Source organism: Mycobacterium sp. GA-1285, from assembly GCF_001499905.1.
In the GTDB taxonomy this organism is placed as follows: domain Bacteria; phylum Actinomycetota; class Actinomycetes; order Mycobacteriales; family Mycobacteriaceae; genus Mycobacterium.
In genome coordinates this window covers 129,923-150,779 of sequence record NZ_LQIS01000034.1, presented here as the reverse complement: position 1 = coordinate 150,779, position 20,857 = coordinate 129,923, and the positions used below count along the sequence as shown (strand labels likewise).

Sequence of the window (20,857 nt, the reverse complement as noted above, 5' to 3'; positions counted from 1 at the left end):
ATTCGACTATAGATCGCCGACGGCATTGTCGGATCGGCCATCGGATCACGTGTCCCGGCCGAGCATCATTTCGTCATGGATGCCATCACCGACGTGCCCCTTCCGGCCAACGAGCCGGTCCACGATTACGCGCCCGGCTCGGGTGACCGCACCCGGCTCATTGAGGCACTGACGTCCGTCGCCGCCCACCCCGCCGACCTGCCACACGTCATCGGCGGCCGGCACCGCATGGGCGACGGTGAGCGCATCGACGTCGTGCAGCCGCACCGTCACACCGATCCCTCTGGGCGGCTGGGCACGCTCACCAACGCCACTCACGCCGACGCCGCCGCCGCCATCGAGGCCGCGACGGCCGCCAAAGCGCAATGGGAGGCCACCCCGTTCGACGAACGCGCCGCGGTCTTCCTGCGTGCGGCTGACCTTCTCGCCGGACCGTGGCGCGAAAAGGTCTGCGCAGCCACGATGCTCGGTCAGTCGAAGTCGGCGTACCAGGCCGAGATCGACGCGGCCTGCGAGCTCATCGACTTCTGGCGGTTCAACGTCTCGTTCGCGCGTCAAATCCTCGCGCAACAACCGATGAGCGTGCGCGGGGTCTGGAATCGCACCGACTACCGGCCGCTCGACGGGTTCGTCTATGCGATCACGCCGTTCAACTTCACCGCGATCGCGGGTAACCTGCCCACCGCGCCTGCTCTGATGGGCAACACCGTGATCTGGAAGCCCTCGCCCACCCAGACCTTCGCGGCCTATCTCACCATGCAGTTGCTGGAGCAGGCCGGTCTTCCGCCCGGCGTCATCAACCTGCTCACCGGGGACGGCGTGGCGGTCTCCGAGGTGGCGCTGGCCGATCCGCGGCTGGCAGGTATTCACTTCACCGGGTCCACCACGACGTTCCAGCATCTGTGGCGCGAGGTGGGCAACAACATCGACCGCTACCACGGCTATCCGCGCCTCGTGGGCGAGACGGGCGGCAAGGACTTCGTCGTCGCCCACGCCAGTGCGCGACCCGACGTGTTGCGCACCGCGCTGATCCGCGGCGCGTTCGACTATCAGGGCCAGAAGTGCTCGGCGGCGTCGCGGGCGTTCATCGCGCGCTCGGTGTGGCAGCAGATGGGCGACGACTTCCTCTCGGCCACCGAGGAACTGCGCTACGGCGACGTGACCGACCTGACGAACTTCGGTGGTGCGCTGATCGACGACCGAGCGTTCGCCAAGAACGTCAACGCGATCGAGAGAGCCAAGACCGCCCACGTGACCATCGCCGTCGGCGGCGAATACGACGACACGGACGGCTATTTCGTCCGCCCGACCGTGCTGCTGTCCGACGACCCGACCGACGAGTCCTTCCACACCGAGTATTTCGGGCCGATCCTGGCGGTTCATGTCTACCCGGACGACGAATACGACCGCATTCTCGACGTCGTCGACACCGGGGCGAAGTACGCGTTGACCGGTGCGGTCATCGCCGACGACCGCTCGGCCGTGCTGCAGGCCGAACGGCGACTGCGCCATACCGCAGGCAACTTCTACATCAACGACAAGCCGACCGGCGCAGTCGTCGGCCAGCAGCCCTTCGGCGGGTCGCGGGCATCGGGTACCAACGACAAGGCCGGTTCGGCGCTGAACCTGCTGCGGTGGACGTCGGCGCGCTCGATCAAGGAGAACTTCGTGCCGCCGACCGACCACAACTATCCGCACATGGGGCAGTGATGGGAGTCTTCGAACGCGTTGCGCGGCCGGCGATCATGGCGGCCGGCCGACGGGACCACTTGCGAAGAACCGCCGAGCGGCTTCCGGTGACACGGGATGTCGTGCACCGGTTCGTGCCGGGAGAGACGGTTGACGATGCGCTCGACTCCGTTGTGCTGTTGCGTGATTCGGGTCGCCTCGTGTCGATCGACCACCTCGGTGAGGACGTGACGGACGCGGACACGGCGACCGAGAACGTGCACGCGTATCTGGCGCTGCTGGACGGACTCGCACAGCGTGACGAGAAACCGGCCGTCGTGCGGCCGCTCGAGGTCTCGTTGAAGTTGTCGGCCTTGGGGCAGGCGTTGGCACGCGACGGTGAGAAGACCGCGCTGGAGAACGCCCACACCGTCTGCGAGCGTGCCCAGCGCATCGGGGTGTGGGTGACGGTGGACGCCGAGAACCACACCACGACCGACTCGACGCTGTCGATCGTGCGTGATCTTCGGACCGAGTTCGGCTGGCTCGGAACCGTTTTGCAGGCTCATCTCAAGCGCACCCACGCCGACTGCCGGGAGTTCGCCGCCACTGCGGCGCGAATCCGCCTGTGCAAGGGCGCATACGACGAACCGGCGTCGGTGGCCTACCGTGACCGAGACGACGTCGCGGACTCCTACCTGCGCTGCCTTCGGGTGCTGATGGCAGGAGACGGCTATCCGATGGTGGCCTCGCACGATCCGGCCGTCATCGCGGCCGTACCCGAGCTGGCCGCCGAATGTGACCGGGGCCGAGACGATTTCGAGTACCAGATGCTGTACGGCATCCGCGATGGCGAGCAGCGCAGGCTGGCCGACGAGGGCAACCATGTGCGGGTGTACGTGCCGTTCGGCACCCAGTGGTACGGGTACTTCCTGCGCAGGATCGCAGAACGGCCCGCCAACCTGGTGTTCTTCCTGCGGGCGCTGACCGAACGTCGAGGCGCTTAGACGGGACGGGCGGCGACGGGCATGAGGACCGTGCCGCGGCACGGTCCGGCCAAAATCTCGGTGTGCCAGGTGCCGAACAACTGCCCGTCGATATCGGGGGCGTAGAACACCCGCGACCGAGCCGGGGCGTACCGACTGGGCACGCCGTCTCCCTGGAAGCACTCCCACTGCCAGTTGTAGGCGTACTGCCACCGGGCGCCGTCCCAGGTGTAGCGGATCGGCTGGGGGACAGTGGGATTGCTCGTCGCCGGCCCGTCCACGACGGAGGCCACACACAACCCCGCCGAGCAGTCGGTCACCAACACGTACTGCGCGCTGAAGTCGGGTTCGGGTTGAGCGGCGGTGATGCTGGTGCCCATCTTGTCCGATGCGTACGTGACGATCTGGTAGCGCCCGTTCCACGCGGGATTCGCTGCGTCGGCAGTGGGCAGAGCCGAAAGACTCGCCACCGCAGTACATGTCACCCCCAACAGCGCACTGGTCAGGGGGCGGGCGGACATATGGTGGACACTACTGAGCCGAATTCCGCCGGACCCCCGCGACACGGTTCGCCGAAGGCTACGACACCGTCACGGATTGGTCTCGATCCGCGGGGTGGTATCCGGTCGGTTGCCGCGGTGGACGGTTGCAGCCCTCGCCGTGGCCGGCGGAGGACACGAGGAAGTAGCCGGCGCCGCCGAACACCAACGGCATCATCGCCATCATCCCGTAGAGCGCGGTCATCGTGTCACCTCCTCCGATCGCTCCTACTTGTTATACGAACCAGGGCGGCTCACGGTTCGAACGATGGGCGGCGGTCCATCACCGGGCACCGCGAACTCGTCGCATCCGCTAGCGGCCCGACAGCGCCAGCAGGGCCCACGCCGCGATCGACTGCGCGTCGGTGATCACGCCGTCGCGCATCATCCGCTCGACCTCGGCGCGGGTGAACCATTCGCTGTGCATGTCCTGCTCCTCGGGCTCGCGGTCGTGTTCGCCCTCCGTGATGCCCGTCGCCAGGAACACCCAGCCGCGCTGGCTGCTCATTCCCGGCGCCACGTCGAGCAGTCCCAGGCGCACCAGCTGCGATGCGCGCAGGCCCGTCTCTTCGCGCAGTTCGCGCGCCGCAAGGTCGGCGGGCGCGAGGTCCCGTCGGTCCGGCGCGGTGCCCTGCGGAAACTCCCAGCGGCGCAGGCCCAACGGATACCGAAACTGCTCGACCAGCCGGAACCGGTCGCCATCACGCGCGATCACCAAGGCATACGTCGGCTTGTCCACGACCGCGTAGATGCCGTTGCTGCCGTCGGGTCGGCGGATGTCGTCCTCACGCAGCGCCATCCAGTTGTTGCGGTAGACCTCGCGCGATGCCAGCCGCTCGATGTGAGTCACGCGCCCAAGTATCGCCGAGCCGATATGGGTAACCTCGCTGCTTATGCTGCTGGCTTCGTTGAACCCCGCCGCGGTGGCAGGTGGTGCCGACATCGGGGACGCGGTCCGCATCGACGGTACGCAGCTGTCGCGCGGCGATCTGGTGGGCGCCGCGACGTCGGTCGCCGAGCGCGTCGCGGGCGCGCAGCGGGTCGCCGTCCTTGCCTCCCCGACCGTGGCGACCGTGCTGGCGGTGACGGGCTGCCTGATCGCGGGGGTGCCCATCGTTCCGGTGCCCGCCGACGTCGGCGCCGCTGAGCGCAGGCACATCCTCACCGACTCCGCTGCGCAGGCGTGGCTGGGGGAGAAGCCGGCGGAGAGCGAGGGTCTGCAGCACGTGCCGGTGCGGCTGCACGCCCGCTCGTGGCACCGCTACGCCGAACCGCCCGCCGAGTCGCCTGCGCTGATCATCTACACGTCCGGCACGACCGGTCCGCCGAAGGGTGTCGTCCTCAGCCGCTGCGCGATCGCCGCCGACATCGACGCGCTGGCCGACGCGTGGCAGTGGACGGCCGACGACGTCCTGGTGCACGGCTTGCCGCTGTACCACGTGCACGGGTTGGTCCTCGGCCTCCTCGGATCGCTGCGGGTGGGAAATCGGTTCGTGCACACCGGGAAACCGAGTCCGCAGAACTACGCTGCCGCCGGTGGGACGTTGTACTTCGGGGTGCCGACGGTGTGGTCGCGGGTCGCCGACGACGCGGAGGCGGCAGCGGCGCTGGCGTCGGCGCGGCTGTTGGTCTCGGGAAGCGCGCCGCTGCCCGTACCGGTGTTCGACAAGCTGGTCGACAGGACCGGGCACCGGCCCATCGAACGCTACGGTTCGACGGAGTCGCTGATCACGATCAGCACCCGCGCCGACGGTGAGCGCAGACCCGGGTGGGTGGGTCTGCCTTTGCGCGGTATCGAGACGCGCCTGGTCGACGAGCACGGTGGCACGGTGCCGCACGACGGGGAAACCATTGGGCAGCTTCATGTTCGGGGCGAGACGTTGTTCGACGGCTACCTCAACCGACCCGATGCCACCGCCGAGGTGCTCGACACCGACGGCTGGTACCACACCGGCGACGTCGGGGTGATCGACGCCGACGGCATGCACCGCATCGTCGGACGAGAATCCGTCGACCTGATCAAGACCGGAGGTTTCCGGGTGGGCGCGGGTGAGATCGAGGCGGCGCTGCTCGGACATCCCGGCGTGGGGGAAGTCGCGGTCGTCGGCCTGCCCGACGAGGATCTCGGCCAACGCATCGTGGCGTTCGTCGTCGGTGATGCCACTCCCGACGAGCTCATGGCATATGTGGCACAACAGCTTTCGATACACAAGCGCCCCCGCGAAGTGCGGCTGGTGGACTCGCTGCCGCGCAACGCGATGGGCAAGGTGCTCAAGAAGGAGCTGGCACGTTGACGCTCAAGTTCGACGAGATCTGTATCGACGCACACGACGCCTCCAATTTGGGCCGGTGGTGGTCGCAGGTGCTGGGCTGGCCCCGCGACGTCGACGACGACGGTGACGTGGTGCTGCACGCACCGCCGGGTGCCGGCCCCGATTGGCTGTTCCTCGCAGTGCCCGACGACAAGGTCGTCAAGAACCGCATCCACTTCGATTTCCGGCCCGACGATCAGCAGGCCGAAGTCGAGCGGGTCGTCGGTCTGGGCGCGCGGTACGTCGACATCGGCCAGGGCGACGAAAGCTGGGTCGTGCTGGCCGATCCGGAGGGCAACGAATTCTGCATCCTGGCCGCAGAAGATTGAACCCCTCCTCATCCCCGCGAGCGAGCGGGTCTGCACACGACACGCCGCGAAAGTTCAGCATGTTGCGCACACTCGCGGCGGCTTCAGTGTGCGCAATAGTGTGCGCAATCGCCGCATGCGGCACACCTCCGCCTTCGCTTCCTGCACCCGTCGTCGGCCAGGAGCCGCTCAGCATCGGGCCGGCCGCGCAGGACACCGTCGGGGGTTGGCTGCCCGACGACCGCACGGTCAGCCCGTTCGACGCAGACACCCCCATCGTGGAGTGGCTCGATCCTGCGCTGCGCGAGGCGGTGCAGAAGGCGGCGCGCAGCGCCGAGGCCGAGGGCATCGAGATGCGCATCACGTCGGGGTGGCGATCGAAGGGCTTCCAGGAACGGCTGTTCGACGACGGTGTCGTCAGGTACGGAAGTGTCCAAGCCGCACGCGAATTCGTGGCCTCACCGGAGAAGTCGAAACACGTCACCGGCGAAGCCGTCGACATCGGGCCCGTCGAAGCGGACAGGTGGCTCATCGCCAACGGCCGCGAGTTCGGGCTGTGTCAGATCTACGCCAACGAGATCTGGCACTTCGAGTTGGCCGTCGTCGACGGGCGCTGTCCTCCGCTCAAGCCCAACGCCGCGGCGGATTGAGCACTTTTCAGCGACGAGCGACCGCAAAACGTACGCGCACGCCGGTGTGTCGCCGGACAGACGCGGGCGCTCGGCCAGTAGAGGGCGTCAGTTCTGGTGGAGCGCTTCGTTCAGCGTGATGCCGGTGCCGTCGCGCTTGACCACCTCGACGGCGCCGGACAGCGAATTGCGCCGGAACAGCAGATTGTCGGCACCCGACAGCTCGCGTGCCTTGACGGTCTGTCCGTCGGCCGTCTGCACCTTCGTGCCGGCCGTGACGTACAACCCGGCCTCGACCACGCAGTCGTCGCCGAGTGAAATGCCAAGGCCCGCATTGGCGCCCAGCAGACACCGCTTGCCGACCGAGATCACTTCCGTCCCACCACCAGACAGTGTGCCCATGATCGACGCGCCGCCTCCGACGTCGGACCCGTCGTCGACGACCACGCCCGCCGAGATCCGGCCCTCCACCATCGAGGAGCCCAGCGTGCCCGCGTTGAAGTTGACGAAGCCCTCATGCATGACGGTCGTGCCTTCTGCCAGGTGTGCGCCGAGCCGTACCCGGTCGGCGTCGGCGATCCGCACGCCGGTCGGCAGCACATAGTCGACCATCCGCGGGAACTTGTCGACGCCGTAGACCGTCACCGGGGCCCGCCGACGCAGCCGCGCCCGCACGGTCTCGAAACCGGCGACCGCGCACGCCCCGTGGTTGGTCCACACGACATTGGTCAGCACCCCGAAGAGGCCGTCGGCGTTCAAGCCGTGCGGCGCGACGAGCCGGTGCGAGAGCAGGTGCAACCGCAAATAGCCGTCATAGGCATCGGCGGCCTTGTCGTCCAGCGACGAGATCACCGTCCGTACCGCCACGACGTCGACATCGCGATCCTCATCGCGCCCGGTCAGCGCGCCCAACTCCTCGGGCACCTCGGCCACCGACAGTCGCACCGTGCCCGGCGGGCCGTCCGCTCCGAGCTCGGGTGCCGGGAACCACGTGTCGAGGACCGATCCGTCCGCGGCGATCGTCGCCAGTCCAATGCCTGCAGCAGAAGTCACGCCGTAGAGACTAACGTCGCCCTTGTGAGCCTCGACTTGCACGGTGATCCGATCGCGCTGACCGCCGCGCTGGTGGACATCCCCAGCGAGTCGCGCCACGAGAAGCGCATCGCCGACGAGGTCGAGGCCGCGCTGCGTGAGCAGACCTCGCTCGAGGTGATCCGCAACGCCGACGCCGTGCTGGCCCGCACCAACCTGGGACTGCCGTCGAGGGTGCTGCTCGCCGGCCACCTCGACACTGTGCCCGTCGCGGACAACCTGCCGAGCCGGCTCGTCGACGGGGAGTTGTACGGCTGCGGCACGTCGGACATGAAGTCCGGGGACGCGGTGTTTCTGCACCTGGCCGCCACCGTGGCCGAGCCGACGCACGACATCACGCTGGTGATGTACGACTGTGAGGAGATCGAGGCGTCCGCCAACGGACTCAACCGCATCGAGTCCGAACTGCCCGACTGGCTGCGAGCCGACGTCGCGATCCTCGGCGAACCGTCCGGCGGTTACATCGAAGCCGGCTGCCAGGGCACGCTGCGCGTCGTGATCAGCGCTACCGGAACACGCGCCCACTCCGCGCGATCGTGGTTGGGCGACAACGCGATTCACAAGCTCGGCGCGGTGCTGGACCGACTTTCGTCGTATCGAGCCCGCAGCGTCGAAATCGACGGCTGCACCTACCGCGAAGGCCTGTCCGCCGTGCGTATCGACGGAGGGGTCGCGGGCAACGTCATCCCCGATGCGGCCTCGGTGTCGGTGAACTTCCGATTCGCTCCCGACCGCGGCATCGACGAGGCGCTGCACCACGTTCGCGAGGTGTTCGACGGGCTCGACGTCGAGATCGAACTGACCGACGCAGCCGCCGGCGCGCTGCCCGGATTGACCAAGCCCGCGGCGGCCGCACTGGTGCAGGCCGCCGGTGGTCAGGTCCGGGCCAAGTACGGATGGACCGACGTGTCGCGATTCGCCGCGCTCGGCGTTCCCGCGGTCAACTACGGCCCCGGCGACCCGAACCTCGCGCACCGTGTCGACGAGCGCGTCGAGGTCGACAAGATCACCGCTTCGACCGACGTGTTGCGCCGGTATTTATCCGCTTGACGGCAAACCTACGCTGAACGCATGTGAGTTGAGGACGTCTCCGGGTGCCGCCCGGACCCGACCCGTCCCCCTTTCCGCGCTTGACACGAAGCGATCACTCACATGTCTTCCATCGTCTGTTCCCAGCTGTCTTTCGTGTGGCCCGACGACACACCGCTGTTCGACGAGCTGTCCTTCACCGTCGGCGAGGGCCGAACCGGTCTGGTCGCCCCCAACGGCGCCGGAAAGAGCGCGCTGCTCAAACTCATCGCCGGCGAGTTGACGCCGACATCGGGTTCGGTCACCGTCGACGGCAGGCTCGGGTACCTGCCGCAGACACTGCCGTACATCGCGCATCAAAGCGTTGCCGAACTGCTCGGCGTCGCATCGGTCATCGAAGCGCTCGACGCGCTGGCCGAGGGCAACGTCGATGCCGACATCTTCACCACGATCGGCGACGACTGGGACGTCGCGGAACGCACGCGGGCGCAGCTGCATCGGCTCGGCCTGAGCCATATCGCGCTCGACCGTCGACTCGACACGCTGTCGGGTGGGGAGATCATCAGTATCGGCATCGCCGGTCGGCTGCTGAACCGGCCCGACGTGTTGCTGCTCGACGAGCCGACGAACAACCTCGACATCGACGCGCGCCACCGGCTCTACGATGCGCTCGACGGTTTCGCGGGCTGCTTGCTGGTGGTCAGCCACGATCGGCTACTGCTCGACCGGATAAACCGGATCGTGGAGCTGCACCACGGCGAGATCCGCTCCTACGGTGGCAATTTCACGATGTACACCGAGGCCGTGAGCCTCGAGCAGCGCGTCGCCGAAAGCAATGTCCGCAGCGCCCGACAGCTGCTCAAGCGCGAGAAGCGCGAAATGCAACAGGCTCGCGAGCGCGCGGCGCGGCGGGCAGGCACAGCGGCGCGCAACCTCAAGGACGCTGGACTGCCGAAAATCGTTGCCGGCGCCCGGAAGCGACGAGCCCAGGAGTCCGCGGGCCGCATCGACGGCGTGAACGCCGCGCGGGTCGAGGATGCCAGGGACCGCCTGAACGACGCGGAGCGGGCGGTGCGTGACGACGACGCCCTCGTACTCGACCTGCCCGACATCGACGTGCCTATCGGCCGGGATATCATCGACGCCAAGGGGTTACGCGTCTCGACCGGTGAGCGGCTGCTACTCGACGACGTCGACCTGTCAGTGCGCGGGCCCGAGCGTATCGCGTTGATGGGGCGCAACGGGGCGGGCAAATCGACGCTGCTGCGCATCGTCGGCGGGGAACTGGCGCCCGACGCCGGCACGGTTGAGCGCGGTGGTCGGGTGGCGTATCTGTCACAGCGGCTTGATCTGCTGGATCCGCACCACACGGTCGCCGAGAGCCTGGCCGCGTACGCGCCCAACCTTTCTCACACCCGTCGCATGCATCTTCTGGCACGGTTCCTCTTCCGGGGAGACCGGATCCATCTGCCGGTGGGGACACTGTCGGGCGGTGAGCGGCTGCGCGCGACGCTGGCGTGCGTGCTCTTCGCCGAACAGGCCCCCGAGTTGCTCCTGCTCGACGAGCCCACCAACAACCTCGACCTCGTCAGCGTCAAACAGCTGGCGGCCGCGCTGAACGCGTACCGAGGCGCGTTCATCGTCGTCAGCCACGACGAGCGCTTCCTTGCCGACATCGGCGTGCAGCGGCGCCTCCGGCTGTCCGGCGGCCGTCTCGAGGAGGACTGGATGCCCTGATCGAACGTCACGTCGCTCGGAATCGGCGCACGGGCAGCTACCCCAGGCACGGTAAATTCGAGACCCGTAGCGTGTCGTCAAGGGGGTCGCGCATGGGCATCGCGCCCGATTCCAGTCCGTACGGTGGTCAGACCGTGACCGGCCCGGGCTGGCCGAACGTCGACGAGGAGACCTTGGCCGCAGCGGCGGCATCGTACGAGGCTCTGGCGTCCAAGATCAGCGGCAGCGTCGTGCCCGAACAGCACGGCCAGCTGATGCAGCTGTCGGATTCGTGGGAGGGCGCGGGCGCGCTCGCGGCGGCCGGGGAGGCCACCACCATCATCGGCGGGCACGAGGCCAACGCGGCGCAGGCGGCCGCGATTGCGGCGAAGCTGCGCGCGATGGAGGCGACGGTCGTCAAGACGAAGATGCTGGCGAACGCGATTGCCCAAGAGGTCCAGCACGAGTGTGAGGCCATCGCGGCGACACCGTTGCCCAACATCCAGGAGCTGGTGCAGAGCCGGATCAAAATGGGGTTGTCGCAGAACATCGCCAACATCACGACCAACACCACCGAACTCGCCAACACCCTCGGCGTCCCGCCGAGCATCCCGCTGTTCGGGGCTCCACCCGTCCCGGGCGCCAAGGAGGCGCAGGACAGCGCGGAAGAAGCCGCGAAGCAGGCCGGTGACGGCCCTCAGCAGGCTCTGCAGATGGTGAGCCAGATGGGAGCCATGGCCGCACAGCTGCCGATGCAGCTCGGCCAGTCGCTGATGCAGGTGCCGCAGCAGTTGGGCCAGCAGCTCTCGCAGCCGCTGCAACAGCTGACGTCGATGTTCGGTCAGGGCGGCAAGGCCGACTCGCTGGGTGCTGCGGGGCTTCCGTTCTCGTCGTTCTCCAACCATCCGCTTGCCGGCGGCTCGGGTGCCGGTGGGGGCTCGGGGATGGTGCGGGCCGCGTCGCTGCCCGGATCCGGCGGTGCGCCACTGCAGACGCCGCAGATGGCCAACCTCGTCGGCAGCAAGGCCGTCAGCACCGCACCCGCCGTGGAGGGCGCGACCGCAGGAGCCGCAGCGGTCGGCGGAGCCGCCCCCATGCCCGCGGGCGGCGGCATGGGCGGGATGGCCCCGATGATGGGTCAGCGCGGCGTCAGCGGGGGCACCGCACCCGGGCTGGCCGTGCCCGCGCCGCTCGATCACGACTTGGACGATGACGACGATGACGACTGGTGATGACGACTGGTGACTTGGAGCGCGCATGGGTAGCCCACTGAGAAAGCCCGACGGCATCAGCTGGAACGCGGCGACGGTCGAACTGCCCGAGATACCGACGATTCCGGCTGGACAGGACGCGATGAGCGCCACCATCTCGGCGGTGCTGCCGACCCTGGCCGCGCAGCTGGCCACGAACGTCGCAGCGCTGTCGGCCAAGGAGAACACGTTCTCGGGCAAGGTGGGCGCGGCGCAGGCAGCCTATGAGAACTCCGACGACGCGGGCTCCCAGTCGGTCGGCCAGATCGTCGGGATGCTCGGCCAGGTGGGACAGCAGGCCGGTCAGATGGGGCAGATGGCGGGGGCGCCCGCGCAGGCCCTCGGCGGGCAGACCGGAATGTTCGGCTCGCTGATGCAACAGGCGATGCAAGGCGCTCAGTCGCCGGGCGGCCCGTCGGCGCAGAGCCCAGGTGCCGCCGCACCCGCCGCGCCCGCGGCACATCAGCCTCGCGACGACGTTCCGTTTCACACCGGCGAAGCAGACGACCCGGAGGACAGCCGGCCGCTGCTGCGCGCCGATGACCGACTGTGGGACGGCGCCTCCGGACCGGAGCGCAGTGAATCCAGTGCGGGCCCGGTGCCCGTCACCCCGCTGGCCGCCAGTTACAGCGACGACGACATCGCCCGCAACCTGTAGCGCTGGTTATTTCGTCGGGTCGTGAGCGTGCCCGGCTGTCAACAATCCAGCCGCTAGCCCACCGGCGGACGGGTCTGCGCGGGCCGGGGCGGCTCCGCACCGACCGGCGCCTCGGGAGCAGGAACTGCGCCTGTCGAATCATGCGGCGCCGGAACGGCTTTCGGTTCGACACGGCGCGACTCCGATGGTTCCTCGACATCCTCGTCGGAACGTTCGCCGGTGAGCTCGGACTCCTCGCCGAGCCGACCGTCGTCGTCGCGCTCGAAGGTCTCGCCGTCTCGGGCAGCCTGCTGTACGCCTTGCGCGATCATCTGCGGAACCTGTTGCAGCCCTTGGGCAAGACCCAGCAGCGGTGCTGTCGTCGAGCCGACCAGCTGGCCGACCTGCTGTCCGACCTGCCCGAGCAGCTGGCCGACCATCTGATCTCCGCCGGGCGCGCTTGCCGCGCCGTTGGCGGGGGCGCCGACGCCTGCGAGAGTGGCCGCACCGTCCACCAGACCACCCGCACCGGCCGCCGAGCCGCTCGCACTTCCTTGCGTATCCCATTGATCCTCGAGCATTTCGGCGGCCGCACGTAACGTCTCGGCCCCGTCGCGGTCGCCCTGCTCGTACATCTGCGCGGCCTTGCGTAGCAGTTCGGAGATCGTCTCGCCCGTGTGGGCGGCGCTCTGCATGGTGCCGAGGCGGGCGTCGAGCACGCTCGACAGCGCTGTGCCCACTGCGGCCGCGATCTGACCGTGGCTGGTTTGCACCCCGGATGCCTCCGGCGCGCCGTCGCCGAGCACCTGCGACAGGCTCGTCGCGACTCGGTCGTGAATCGAGGCGGAAGACCGCAACCCATCCGTCTGCGCGAACAACTGGCTCATGGAGGCAAGCCTAGGGCCGCGACGGAACCGGTCTCGACACGAATTTCAGCGGTGGGCTTCGCCCTGGGCAGCGGCGTCCGCGGCGGCACGGTGCCACCCACACGCCGCATAACTTTGTGACGCCTCCACCAGCGCGGCGCCATCCCGCGCCGTGAGCGCCCGGCTGTGCGCCAACGCCAACCGCCCTGTCACACAGTCACATTCGGCGCTCACCCGCTCGATCGCGTCGACCGCCCGCATATCGCCGAGCCGTACCGCGTCCATCAGCGATCGCAGCGCGACGGCGGTCTGTCCTCCGCGCTCCGCATTGCGCACCGCCTCGCGGGCAGCCGCGACAGCACCGTGCTCGTCGCGGCGCGCCCACATCGTCCACGCCCGTGCGAGCGCCAACTCGGGGGCGAACAACATGGACTTCAGCCCGTGTCGAGACTCGGCGCGCGCCAACGCCTTTCCCGCCTCGACGCCCGCGCCGAGTTGGCCGAGCGCCTGGGCCAGCAGCATCCACGCCAACGGGCCCCACGAGTAGCCGGTCGGGGCCAGCGCGGCGGCTGCGCGGCGCAGCAGACGCGCCGCTTCCTCGAGTTCTCCCTTGGCGATCAGCACGTCGGCCACCAGCACCTCACCGATCGCGCGCCCCGGTTGTTGCAGCTGCGCGAAGTCGGTGAGCCGCTGGGCAAGCTCCTGCGCCCGGTCCAGCTCGCCCGCCATCACCAACGCCGTCGTCTGACCGAATCCACTGGTGAACCGCAGGAGTCCCGGATGACCGGCGGCCATCGCCCGCTCGGCCAACGCATCGACATCGGCGAAGCGGCCCGTCCGGGCCGAGCTCAACGCCGCGGCGGCTGCCGCCCAGCCGACCGCGGTGTCGTCGGCCGCCGGCGATGCCAGGACGTCGGCGGCCACCTCCATCGCCCGCGACACGCTGCCGGCGTTCATCGCAAACGTCGCCGACAACGCATCCAGCGTGGTGCGCGCAGCTGGCGATGACACCCGGTTGCGCGTCGCGCGCAGAAACGCCGTGGCGCGCTCGGGCTGCGACAGCATCCAGAACTGGTTGGCGGCCCGCGGCAGCGCCCATGCCATCAACTCGTCCTCGGACAGCGCGGCGCCGTCGACACCGTCGAGCACCGCGTCCGCGTCGCGGCCGCGGCCCTGCCACGCCAACGCGTACGCCAGGGTCAGCCGGGTCGGGAGGTCGGGCGCACTCTGCAGCGCGGCGTGGCCGAGCCGTTCGCTGAGCACCAGGTCGCCCAGCCGCAACGCCTCCGCGGCCGCGGCCGACAGCTCGGCGGGCTGCTGCGGACTGTCGCTGTCGAGAGCCAGCACCGCGCGGCGCAACCTGTCGACGGCGCCCCGCGCGGGCCGCCCGGCCAGCCGGTCGACGAGCTCGCCCCGCAGCCTGCGTAGTTCCGCGCCTCCCAACGCCTCGCGCACCGCGTCGGCGAACAACGGGTGCGCCGGGTGCACCCAGCCGTCGTCGACCACGACGGCGCCCGAAGACGCGGCGGCCTCGACCGATTCCCTCCCCGCCAAGGCCTCGAGCTCTTCGAGCGCCAGCGGGTCGTCGACGGCCAGGTACTCCAGAACGCGATGTGCGGTGGCCGGCAGAGCGGCAACGAATGCGTCGACCGAAGCGGCCACCCGACTGTCGTCGTGACCCGGCGGCTCGAGATCGATGCGCTCGACCAGGCCGTCGTCCCACAACGCCGAGACACCGTCGGCCATCACCCCGGCCGGCGCCACGGTCACGATCAGCGCGGCGGCGGCGCTGACCGCGAGCTGGTAGACCAACGCCGCCGACAACGGGTCCAGCAGATGAGCGTCGTCCACCACCAGCAGGCGTCCGTCGCCCAGTGTCTCGCGGGCGCTGCGCAAGACGTCGGCGGTCTTACCGGTGTCGGCGACTTCGATGAGGCGACTGACCGCCGCGAACGGGACAGCTGCCATCGGTGCGGTCGCGGTGACCCAGTCGACGCGGTGGTAGGCCGCCGCGAACCGTTGCGCGGCGGCTCGCGCCAGCGTCGTCTTACCCACGCCGGCGGGCCCGATCAAGACGGCGCCGGAACGCTTCTGCAGACCGGCTTCGATCGAATCGAGTGCCGGTCCGGGCGGCGAGGTGACCCACTCAATCGGCACCGCCGGAGTCTATGGCGAAATCGATCGCCGCACTCCTGAACGGTCTGGGGGCCGCTTGATCGTCGTGCGGCTGAAACCTGATCGCCGCACTCCTCAACGCGGCCGGGGCCGCTTGATCGTCGTGCGGCTAGGTTGTGCTCGTGTCCGCAGAACCCAACGCACGCGAGTCCCGTCCCCAGTGGGCGGTGTGTGTCTACTGCGCGTCCGGTCCGACGCACCCCGAGCTCATCGGGCTGGCCGAGGAGGTCGGAGTGGCGATCGCCGAGCGGGGCTGGAGCCTGGTCTCCGGCGGCGGAAACGTCTCGGCGATGGGTGCGATGGCGACAGCGGCCAGGTCCCGCGGCGGCCACACCGTGGGGGTCATCCCCAAGGCGCTGGTGCACCGCGAGGTCGCGGATGTCGACGCCGACGAACTCGTCGTCACCGACACGATGCGTCAACGCAAGGAAGTGATGGAGGGGCGCGCCGACGCGTTCATCGCCCTGCCCGGAGGCATCGGCACCCTCGAGGAGTTCTTCGAAGCCTGGACAGCGGGCTATTTGGGTATGCATGACAAACCGGTCGTGCTGCTCGACCCCATCGGGCACTACGACGGGCTGTTGGCTTGGCTGCACGGCTTGCGCGACAGCGGGTACGTCGCGCAGGGCGCACTGGACCGACTGATCGTCGTCGCCGACGTCGAGTCGGCCATGACGGCGTGCGCGCCACCGCCATGAGAACGGTCACTAGGGTGTGCGACAAACGAACAGGGAGGGACGAACGCGGATGACCGACAAGTCGGGAACTCACCGCAGCGTTGGTTTATTGGACATCGCCGCCCGTGCGCCGGGTCTGATCGCGGACCTGCCGACGATGCTGCGCGGCGTCGTCACCGGGTTCGGTGCCCGGCCGTCGGCCAAGACCTCGATCGGCAAGGTGTTCCAGGACCGCGCCGCGCGCTACGGCGACAAGGTCTTCCTCCGGTTCGGTGACGAGCAGATCACCTATCGCGAGGCCAACGAGACCGTCAACCGCTACGCCGCGATTCTGGCTGCCCGCGGCGTCGGTCACGGCGATGTCGTCGGCATCATGCTGCGGAACTCCCCGGAGCCGGTGCTGCTGATGCTGGCCTCGGTCAAATGCGGCGCGATCGCCGGCATGCTCAACTACAACCAGCGAGGCGACGTGCTCAAGCACAGCTTCGGGCTGCTGAGCGCCAAGGCCGTCGTCGCCGATACCGACTTCGTCGAGCCGATCACCGAGTCCGGCGCCGACACCGACGGCTTGCTCACCATCGACGAGCTCAAGCGCCTGGCCGCGTCCGCGCCCACCGGCAATCCTCCGACCACCGCGGCCGTGCTCGCCAAGGACGACGCTTTCTACATCTTCACGTCCGGCACCACCGGCATGCCGAAGGCCAGCGTGATGACCCATTACCGCTGGCTGCGGGCGCTGGCCGGGTTCGGCGGCCTCGGAATGCGGCTGAGCAGCAAAGACACGCTCTACTGCTGCCTGCCGCTGTATCACAACAACGCGCTGACCGTAGCGCTGTCGTCGGTGCTGAACGCCGGAGCGACGCTGGCGATCGGCAAGCAGTTCTCGGCGTCGAAGTTCTGGGACGAGGTGATCCGCTACGACGCGACCGCGTTCGTGTACATCGGCGAGATCTGCTCCTACCTGCTCAGCCAGCCGGCCAAGGACACCGACCGCAAGCACAAGGTCCGGGTGATCTGTGGCAACGGGTTGCGCCCGGCGATTTGGGACGACTTCACCGAGCGCTTCGGCATCGACCGGGTGTGCGAGTTCTACGGTGCCAGTGAGGGCAACACCGCCTTCGTCAACGTCTTCAACATTCCGCAGTCCACCGGGATCTGCCCGTCGCCGGTGGCGTTCGTCGAATACGACCCCGACTCGGGCGATCCGCTGCGCGACGACAAGGGTCGCGTCAAGAAGGTGCGCACCGGTGAGCCGGGACTGTTGCTGTCCAAGGTGAGCAACTTTCAGCCCTTCGACGGTTACACGGATCGCGAGGAGACGGAAAAGAAGTTGGTGCGCAACGCTTTCCGCGATGGCGACGTGTGGTTCAACACCGGCGACCTGATGCGCTCGCAGGGCTTCGGGCACGCGTCGTTCACCGACCGGCTCGGCGACACCTTCCGGTGGAAGGGTGAGAACGTGGCCACCACCGAGGTGGAGGCGGCGCTGTCCGCCGACCCGCAGGTCGAGGAGTGCACGGTGTTCGGCGTCGAGGTCGAGGGCGCGGGCGGGCGCGCGGGTATGGCGGCGATCCAGCTGAAGGAGGGCCAGGAGTTCGACGGCAAGGCGCTGGCCAAGGCCGCATACGACAAGTTGCCCGGATACGCGGTGCCGCTGTTCGTGCGGGTGGTCGAGGAGCTCGCGTACACCTCGACGTTCAAGAGCCAGAAGGTCGACCTGCGCAAGGACGGCTTCAACGTGGAGGAGATCGACGATCCGATCTATGTGCTCTCCGGCCGCGACGAGGGTTATGTCGAGTTCTACGACGACTATCCCAAAGAGGTCGCCGAGGGAAAGAAGCCCAAAAACTAGCGGTTTGTGAGTGGAACGTTCGCTGACCGAGCGAAATCACGCACAAGTCGCGCCGCCGTAGCCTGGAAGCGTGAAGACGCACTCGGGTCGTTTCCCAGGTCGTTTCCTGGGCCGGCCCGTCGCCGCTGATCGAGCACTGATCATGGCGATTGTGAACCGGACGCCGGACTCCTTCTACGACCGCGGCGCCGCGTTCACCGACGAGGCCGCCAAGGCGGCGGCTCACCGGGTGATCGAAGATGGCGCCGACGTCGTCGACGTGGGCGGGGTCAAGGCGGGCCCCGGCAACACCGTCGACGCCGACGAGGAGATCGCGCGCGTCGTTCCGTTCATCGAATGGTTGCGCGGCGCCTATCCCGATCAGCTGATCAGCGTCGACACCTGGCGCTCGGCGGTCGCCAAACAGGCGTGCGCGGCGGGAGCCGACCTGATCAACGACACCTGGGCGGGCCATGATCCGGCGCTACCGGAGGTGGCCGCGGAGTTCGGCGCGGGGCTGGTGTGCTCACACACCGGCGGTGCCCAACCACGGACCAGGCCGTTCCGGGTCAACTATGGGATCACCGAACGCGGTGTCGTCGACGACGTGATCGCCGAGGTGACCGCGGCAGCAGAACGCGCGGTCGCGGCGGGGGTGGCGCGCGACGCCGTACTGATCGATCCGACGCACGATTTCGGCAAGAACACTTACCACGGTCTTAGTTTGTTGCGCCATGTGAAAGAGCTTGTAAACACTGGATGGCCCGTCCTGATGGCGCTGAGCAACAAGGACTTCGTCGGGGAGACTCTGGGTGTGGGTTTGACCGAACGCCTGGAGGGCACCCTTGCAGCCACCGCCTTGGCGGCAGCGGACGGAGCCGCGATGTTCCGCGTGCACGAGGTCGGACCGACTCGGCGCGTACTGGAGATGGTCGCGTCGATCCAGGGCGGACGGCCGCCGGCACGCACGGTGAGGGGACTGGCATGACACTCACACCCGAACTTCCCGCTGCGGACGTCGTCACCGCACGCTGGCTCAGCGACCACAGCTGGAACCGGCCGACGTGGACGGTTTCCGAACTCGAAGCGGCCAAACGCGGCCGCACCGTCTCGGTCGTGCTGCCCGCCCTCAACGAGGAAGAGACTGTCGGCAACGTCGTCGAGACCATCACCCCGCTACTCGGTGGGCTGGTCGACGAGCTGATCGTGCTGGATTCCGGCTCGACCGACGACACCGAAATCCGCGCCCTGGCCGCCGGCGCCCGGGTGATCAGCCGCGAGGCGGCGCTGCCGGAAGTGGTCCCCCAACCGGGCAAGGGTGAGGTGCTGTGGCGCTCGCTGGCAGCCACGACAGGGGACGTCGTGGTGTTCGTCGACTCGGACCTGATCGACCCCGACCCGATGTTCGTGCCCAAGCTGGTCGGACCGCTGCTCACCACCGACGGCGTCCATCTGGTCAAGGGCTTCTACCGCAGGCCTTTGAAGGTCAGCGGTAGCGAGGACGCCAACGGCGGCGGGCGGGTGACGGAGCTGGTGGCTCGGCCGCTGCTCGCCTCCCTGCGGCCGGAGTTGAGTTGCATCCTGCAACCGCTGGGCGGTGAATACGCCGGCACCCGTGAGCTGTTGACGTCCGTACCCTTCGCGCCGGGGTACGGAGTCGAGATCGGCCTGCTGATCGACGCCTACGACCGGCTCGGCCTCGACGGGATCGCCCAGGTCAACCTCGGTGTTCGCAGCCACCGCAACCGGCCGCTGACAGAGCTGGCCAACATGAGCCGCCAGGTCATCGCGACGCTGCTGTCGCGCTGCGGGGTGCCGGACTCCGGTGTCGGGCTGACGCAGTTCTTCGCCGACGGCGAGGACTACACGCCGCGGGCGTCGTCGGTGTCGCTGGCCGACCGCCCCCCGATGGTGACCCTGCGCCCACGCGGCTGAATTCTGCCGCGCGCCGAACGTGGGTTACCCGCACATTTTTTCGAGGAAAGCGTGTCGGTAACCCACGTTCGGCGCGAACTGCGAAGCGACCAGTCAGTGGGCTGAGGCAGTATCGAACCGTGAGCCTGGTTCTGCTGTATCTGGTCGTGCTGGTCCTGATCGCCGTGGTGCTGTTCGCCGTCGGCAGTGTGGTGTTCGGCCGCGGTGAACCGCTGCCGCCGCTGCCGCGGGAAACCACCGCGACGGTGCTACCCGCCTCCGGTGTGACGAGCGCCGACGTCGACGCCGTCAAGTTCACCCAGACGCTGCGCGGTTACAAGACCAGCGAAGTCGACTGGGTGCTCGACCGGCTGGGCCAGGAACTCGACCTGCTGCGCGGTCAGCTCGCCACCCTGCGCGCGACGCACGGCATCGAGGACGAGCCCATCGAGGGTGGCGCCCATGCGCTGCAGTCGGAGGGGGGTGAGGAGTCATGACCGCCACCCCAGAAACCTCCGAGCAACCGTCCGTCGAACCCGATGGCCGCGTCCGGTGTGCCTGGATCGACGAATCACGTTTGGCTCCAGCTGATTTCGTCCTCTACCGGGATTATCACGACACCGAGTGGGGTCGGCCGCTGCGTGACTCGATCGCGCTGTTCGAGCGGGTCAGCTTCGAAGCGTTCCAGAGCGGGCTGTCGTGGCTGGTGATCCTGCGCAAGCGGGAGAACTTCCGCCGCGCATTTCACGGTTTCGACGTCGAGCGGGTCGCCCGCTACACCGAGCGCGACATCGCGCGGTTGTTGGCCGACACCGGAATCGTGCGCAACCGCGCCAAGATCGAGGCCACCATCGCCAACGCCCGTGCGGTCGCCGACCTTCGGGACGGCGGCACCGATTTCGCCGAACTGCTGTGGTCCTTCGCGCCGCCGCCCCGACCGCGGCCGGCCACCTTCGCCGACGTCCCGGCCGTAACGCCCGAGTCGACCGCGATGGCCAAGGAACTGAAGCGTCGCGGCTTCCGCTTCGTCGGGCCGACGACGGCGTACGCCTTGATGCAGGCGACCGGGATGGTCGACGATCACACCGCAGACTGCTGGGTACCGGCGACTTCAGCGGCACCCGGGGAGTGACCTTAGCCGGGTCTTTGCACACCGAACGGCGCCGATAGGGAACAATAGGGGCGTTCAGTAACAGTTCAGTGCCGGGAGCTGTCAAACGAGTGGGCA

21 protein-coding genes are annotated in these 20,857 nt (G+C 68.5%); 15 read left to right on the top strand and 6 right to left on the bottom strand.

All coding sequences use genetic code 11. From position 1 onward, the window contains the following. The first annotated feature begins 75 nt into the window (after positions 1-75). Complete coding sequence (gene pruA, locus AU193_RS16770; RefSeq protein WP_064423494.1) at positions 76-1,710, top strand: L-glutamate gamma-semialdehyde dehydrogenase; 1,635 nt, start codon at positions 76-78, stop codon at positions 1,708-1,710. After that, positions 1,710-2,675, top strand: coding sequence for a proline dehydrogenase family protein (locus tag AU193_RS16765; protein ID WP_064423493.1), 966 nt, complete (start codon positions 1,710-1,712; stop codon positions 2,673-2,675). Before pruA ends, AU193_RS16765 begins: the two co-directional genes overlap by 1 nt. Here AU193_RS16765 and AU193_RS16760 read toward each other — a convergent pair. The 3 genes from AU193_RS16760 to AU193_RS16755 all read right to left on the bottom strand — a co-directional run bounded on the left by AU193_RS16760 (position 2,672) and on the right by AU193_RS16755 (position 4,043). Further along, entirely contained in the window at positions 2,672-3,175 is a 504-nt protein-coding gene (locus tag AU193_RS16760; protein ID WP_064423492.1) for a hypothetical protein, read from the bottom strand. The genes AU193_RS16765 and AU193_RS16760 overlap by 4 nt on opposite strands. 58 nt (positions 3,176-3,233) lie before the next feature. After that, entirely contained in the window at positions 3,234-3,398 is a 165-nt protein-coding gene (locus AU193_RS23220) for a hypothetical protein (RefSeq protein WP_156425254.1), read from the bottom strand. Between the two features lie 108 nt (positions 3,399-3,506). Beyond that, positions 3,507-4,043, bottom strand: coding sequence for an NUDIX hydrolase (locus tag AU193_RS16755; RefSeq protein ID WP_064423491.1), 537 nt, complete (start codon positions 4,041-4,043; stop codon positions 3,507-3,509). Positions 4,044-4,086: 43 nt separating this feature from the next. On the opposite strand from AU193_RS16755, the gene AU193_RS16750 reads away from it, so the two are divergent. Genes AU193_RS16750 through AU193_RS16740 form a run of 3 tightly spaced genes read left to right on the top strand, consistent with a single transcriptional unit; the run spans position 4,087 to position 6,463 of the window. Next, on the top strand, positions 4,087-5,487 hold the full coding sequence (locus AU193_RS16750) for an acyl-CoA synthetase (protein ID WP_064423490.1): 1,401 nt from the start codon (positions 4,087-4,089) through the stop codon (positions 5,485-5,487). Further along, a complete protein-coding gene (locus tag AU193_RS16745; RefSeq protein ID WP_064423489.1) occupies positions 5,484-5,834 on the top strand; it encodes a VOC family protein in 351 nt (116 codons plus the stop codon). Before AU193_RS16750 ends, AU193_RS16745 begins: the two co-directional genes overlap by 4 nt. A 59-nt stretch (positions 5,835-5,893) precedes the next feature. Next, positions 5,894-6,463, top strand: a complete 570-nt coding sequence (locus tag AU193_RS16740) for a M15 family metallopeptidase (protein WP_064423488.1) — start codon at positions 5,894-5,896, stop codon at positions 6,461-6,463. Positions 6,464-6,550: 87 nt separating this feature from the next. Here the strand turns inward: AU193_RS16740 and dapD are convergent, their stop codons facing one another. Beyond that, entirely contained in the window at positions 6,551-7,495 is a 945-nt protein-coding gene (gene dapD / locus AU193_RS16735) for a 2,3,4,5-tetrahydropyridine-2,6-dicarboxylate N-succinyltransferase (protein WP_064423600.1), read from the bottom strand. 24 nt (positions 7,496-7,519) lie between these two features. On the opposite strand from dapD, the gene dapE reads away from it, so the two are divergent. From dapE to AU193_RS23645, 4 genes are all read left to right on the top strand, one after another. Then, on the top strand, positions 7,520-8,584 hold the full coding sequence (gene dapE / locus AU193_RS16730) for a succinyl-diaminopimelate desuccinylase (protein WP_064423487.1): 1,065 nt from the start codon (positions 7,520-7,522) through the stop codon (positions 8,582-8,584). Between the two features lie 102 nt (positions 8,585-8,686). After that, positions 8,687-10,300 (top strand): ABC-F family ATP-binding cassette domain-containing protein, encoded by a 1,614-nt coding sequence (locus AU193_RS16725; RefSeq protein ID WP_064423486.1) that lies wholly within the window; start codon positions 8,687-8,689, stop codon positions 10,298-10,300. Between the two features lie 92 nt (positions 10,301-10,392). Further along, the gene (locus AU193_RS16720; RefSeq protein WP_064423485.1) at positions 10,393-11,511 is read left to right on the top strand and encodes a hypothetical protein; all 1,119 of its coding nucleotides are present in this window, start codon (positions 10,393-10,395) and stop codon (positions 11,509-11,511) included. Positions 11,512-11,536: 25 nt separating this feature from the next. Further along, positions 11,537-12,187, top strand: a complete 651-nt coding sequence (locus AU193_RS23645) for a hypothetical protein (protein WP_064423484.1) — start codon at positions 11,537-11,539, stop codon at positions 12,185-12,187. Between the two features lie 53 nt (positions 12,188-12,240). On the opposite strand, the gene AU193_RS16710 is transcribed toward AU193_RS23645, so the two are convergent. Both AU193_RS16710 and AU193_RS16705 read right to left on the bottom strand, forming a co-directional pair. Next, complete coding sequence (locus AU193_RS16710) at positions 12,241-13,053, bottom strand: ESX-1 secretion-associated protein (protein ID WP_064423483.1); 813 nt, start codon at positions 13,051-13,053, stop codon at positions 12,241-12,243. Positions 13,054-13,098: 45 nt separating this feature from the next. After that, a complete protein-coding gene (locus AU193_RS16705; protein WP_064423482.1) occupies positions 13,099-15,189 on the bottom strand; it encodes an AAA family ATPase in 2,091 nt (696 codons plus the stop codon). A 140-nt stretch (positions 15,190-15,329) separates the two neighbouring features. On the opposite strand from AU193_RS16705, the gene AU193_RS16700 reads away from it, so the two are divergent. From AU193_RS16700 to AU193_RS16675, 6 genes are all read left to right on the top strand, one after another. After that, on the top strand, positions 15,330-15,905 hold the full coding sequence (locus AU193_RS16700; protein WP_064423599.1) for a TIGR00730 family Rossman fold protein: 576 nt from the start codon (positions 15,330-15,332) through the stop codon (positions 15,903-15,905). 49 nt (positions 15,906-15,954) lie between these two features. Then, positions 15,955-17,736, top strand: coding sequence for a long-chain-acyl-CoA synthetase FadD6 (fadD6, locus tag AU193_RS16695; RefSeq protein ID WP_064423481.1), 1,782 nt, complete (start codon positions 15,955-15,957; stop codon positions 17,734-17,736). A 142-nt stretch (positions 17,737-17,878) separates the two neighbouring features. Next, complete coding sequence (folP, locus tag AU193_RS16690) at positions 17,879-18,703, top strand: dihydropteroate synthase (protein WP_064423480.1); 825 nt, start codon at positions 17,879-17,881, stop codon at positions 18,701-18,703. Continuing rightward, entirely contained in the window at positions 18,700-19,650 is a 951-nt protein-coding gene (locus AU193_RS16685; protein WP_064423479.1) for a glucosyl-3-phosphoglycerate synthase, read from the top strand. Before folP ends, AU193_RS16685 begins: the two co-directional genes overlap by 4 nt. A 119-nt stretch (positions 19,651-19,769) precedes the next feature. Next, positions 19,770-20,126 (top strand): DivIVA domain-containing protein, encoded by a 357-nt coding sequence (locus AU193_RS16680; protein WP_064423478.1) that lies wholly within the window; start codon positions 19,770-19,772, stop codon positions 20,124-20,126. Then, positions 20,123-20,761 (top strand): DNA-3-methyladenine glycosylase I, encoded by a 639-nt coding sequence (locus AU193_RS16675; RefSeq protein WP_064423477.1) that lies wholly within the window; start codon positions 20,123-20,125, stop codon positions 20,759-20,761. The genes AU193_RS16680 and AU193_RS16675 overlap by 4 nt, the downstream gene beginning before the upstream one ends. The last annotated feature ends 96 nt before the right edge of the window (positions 20,762-20,857 follow it).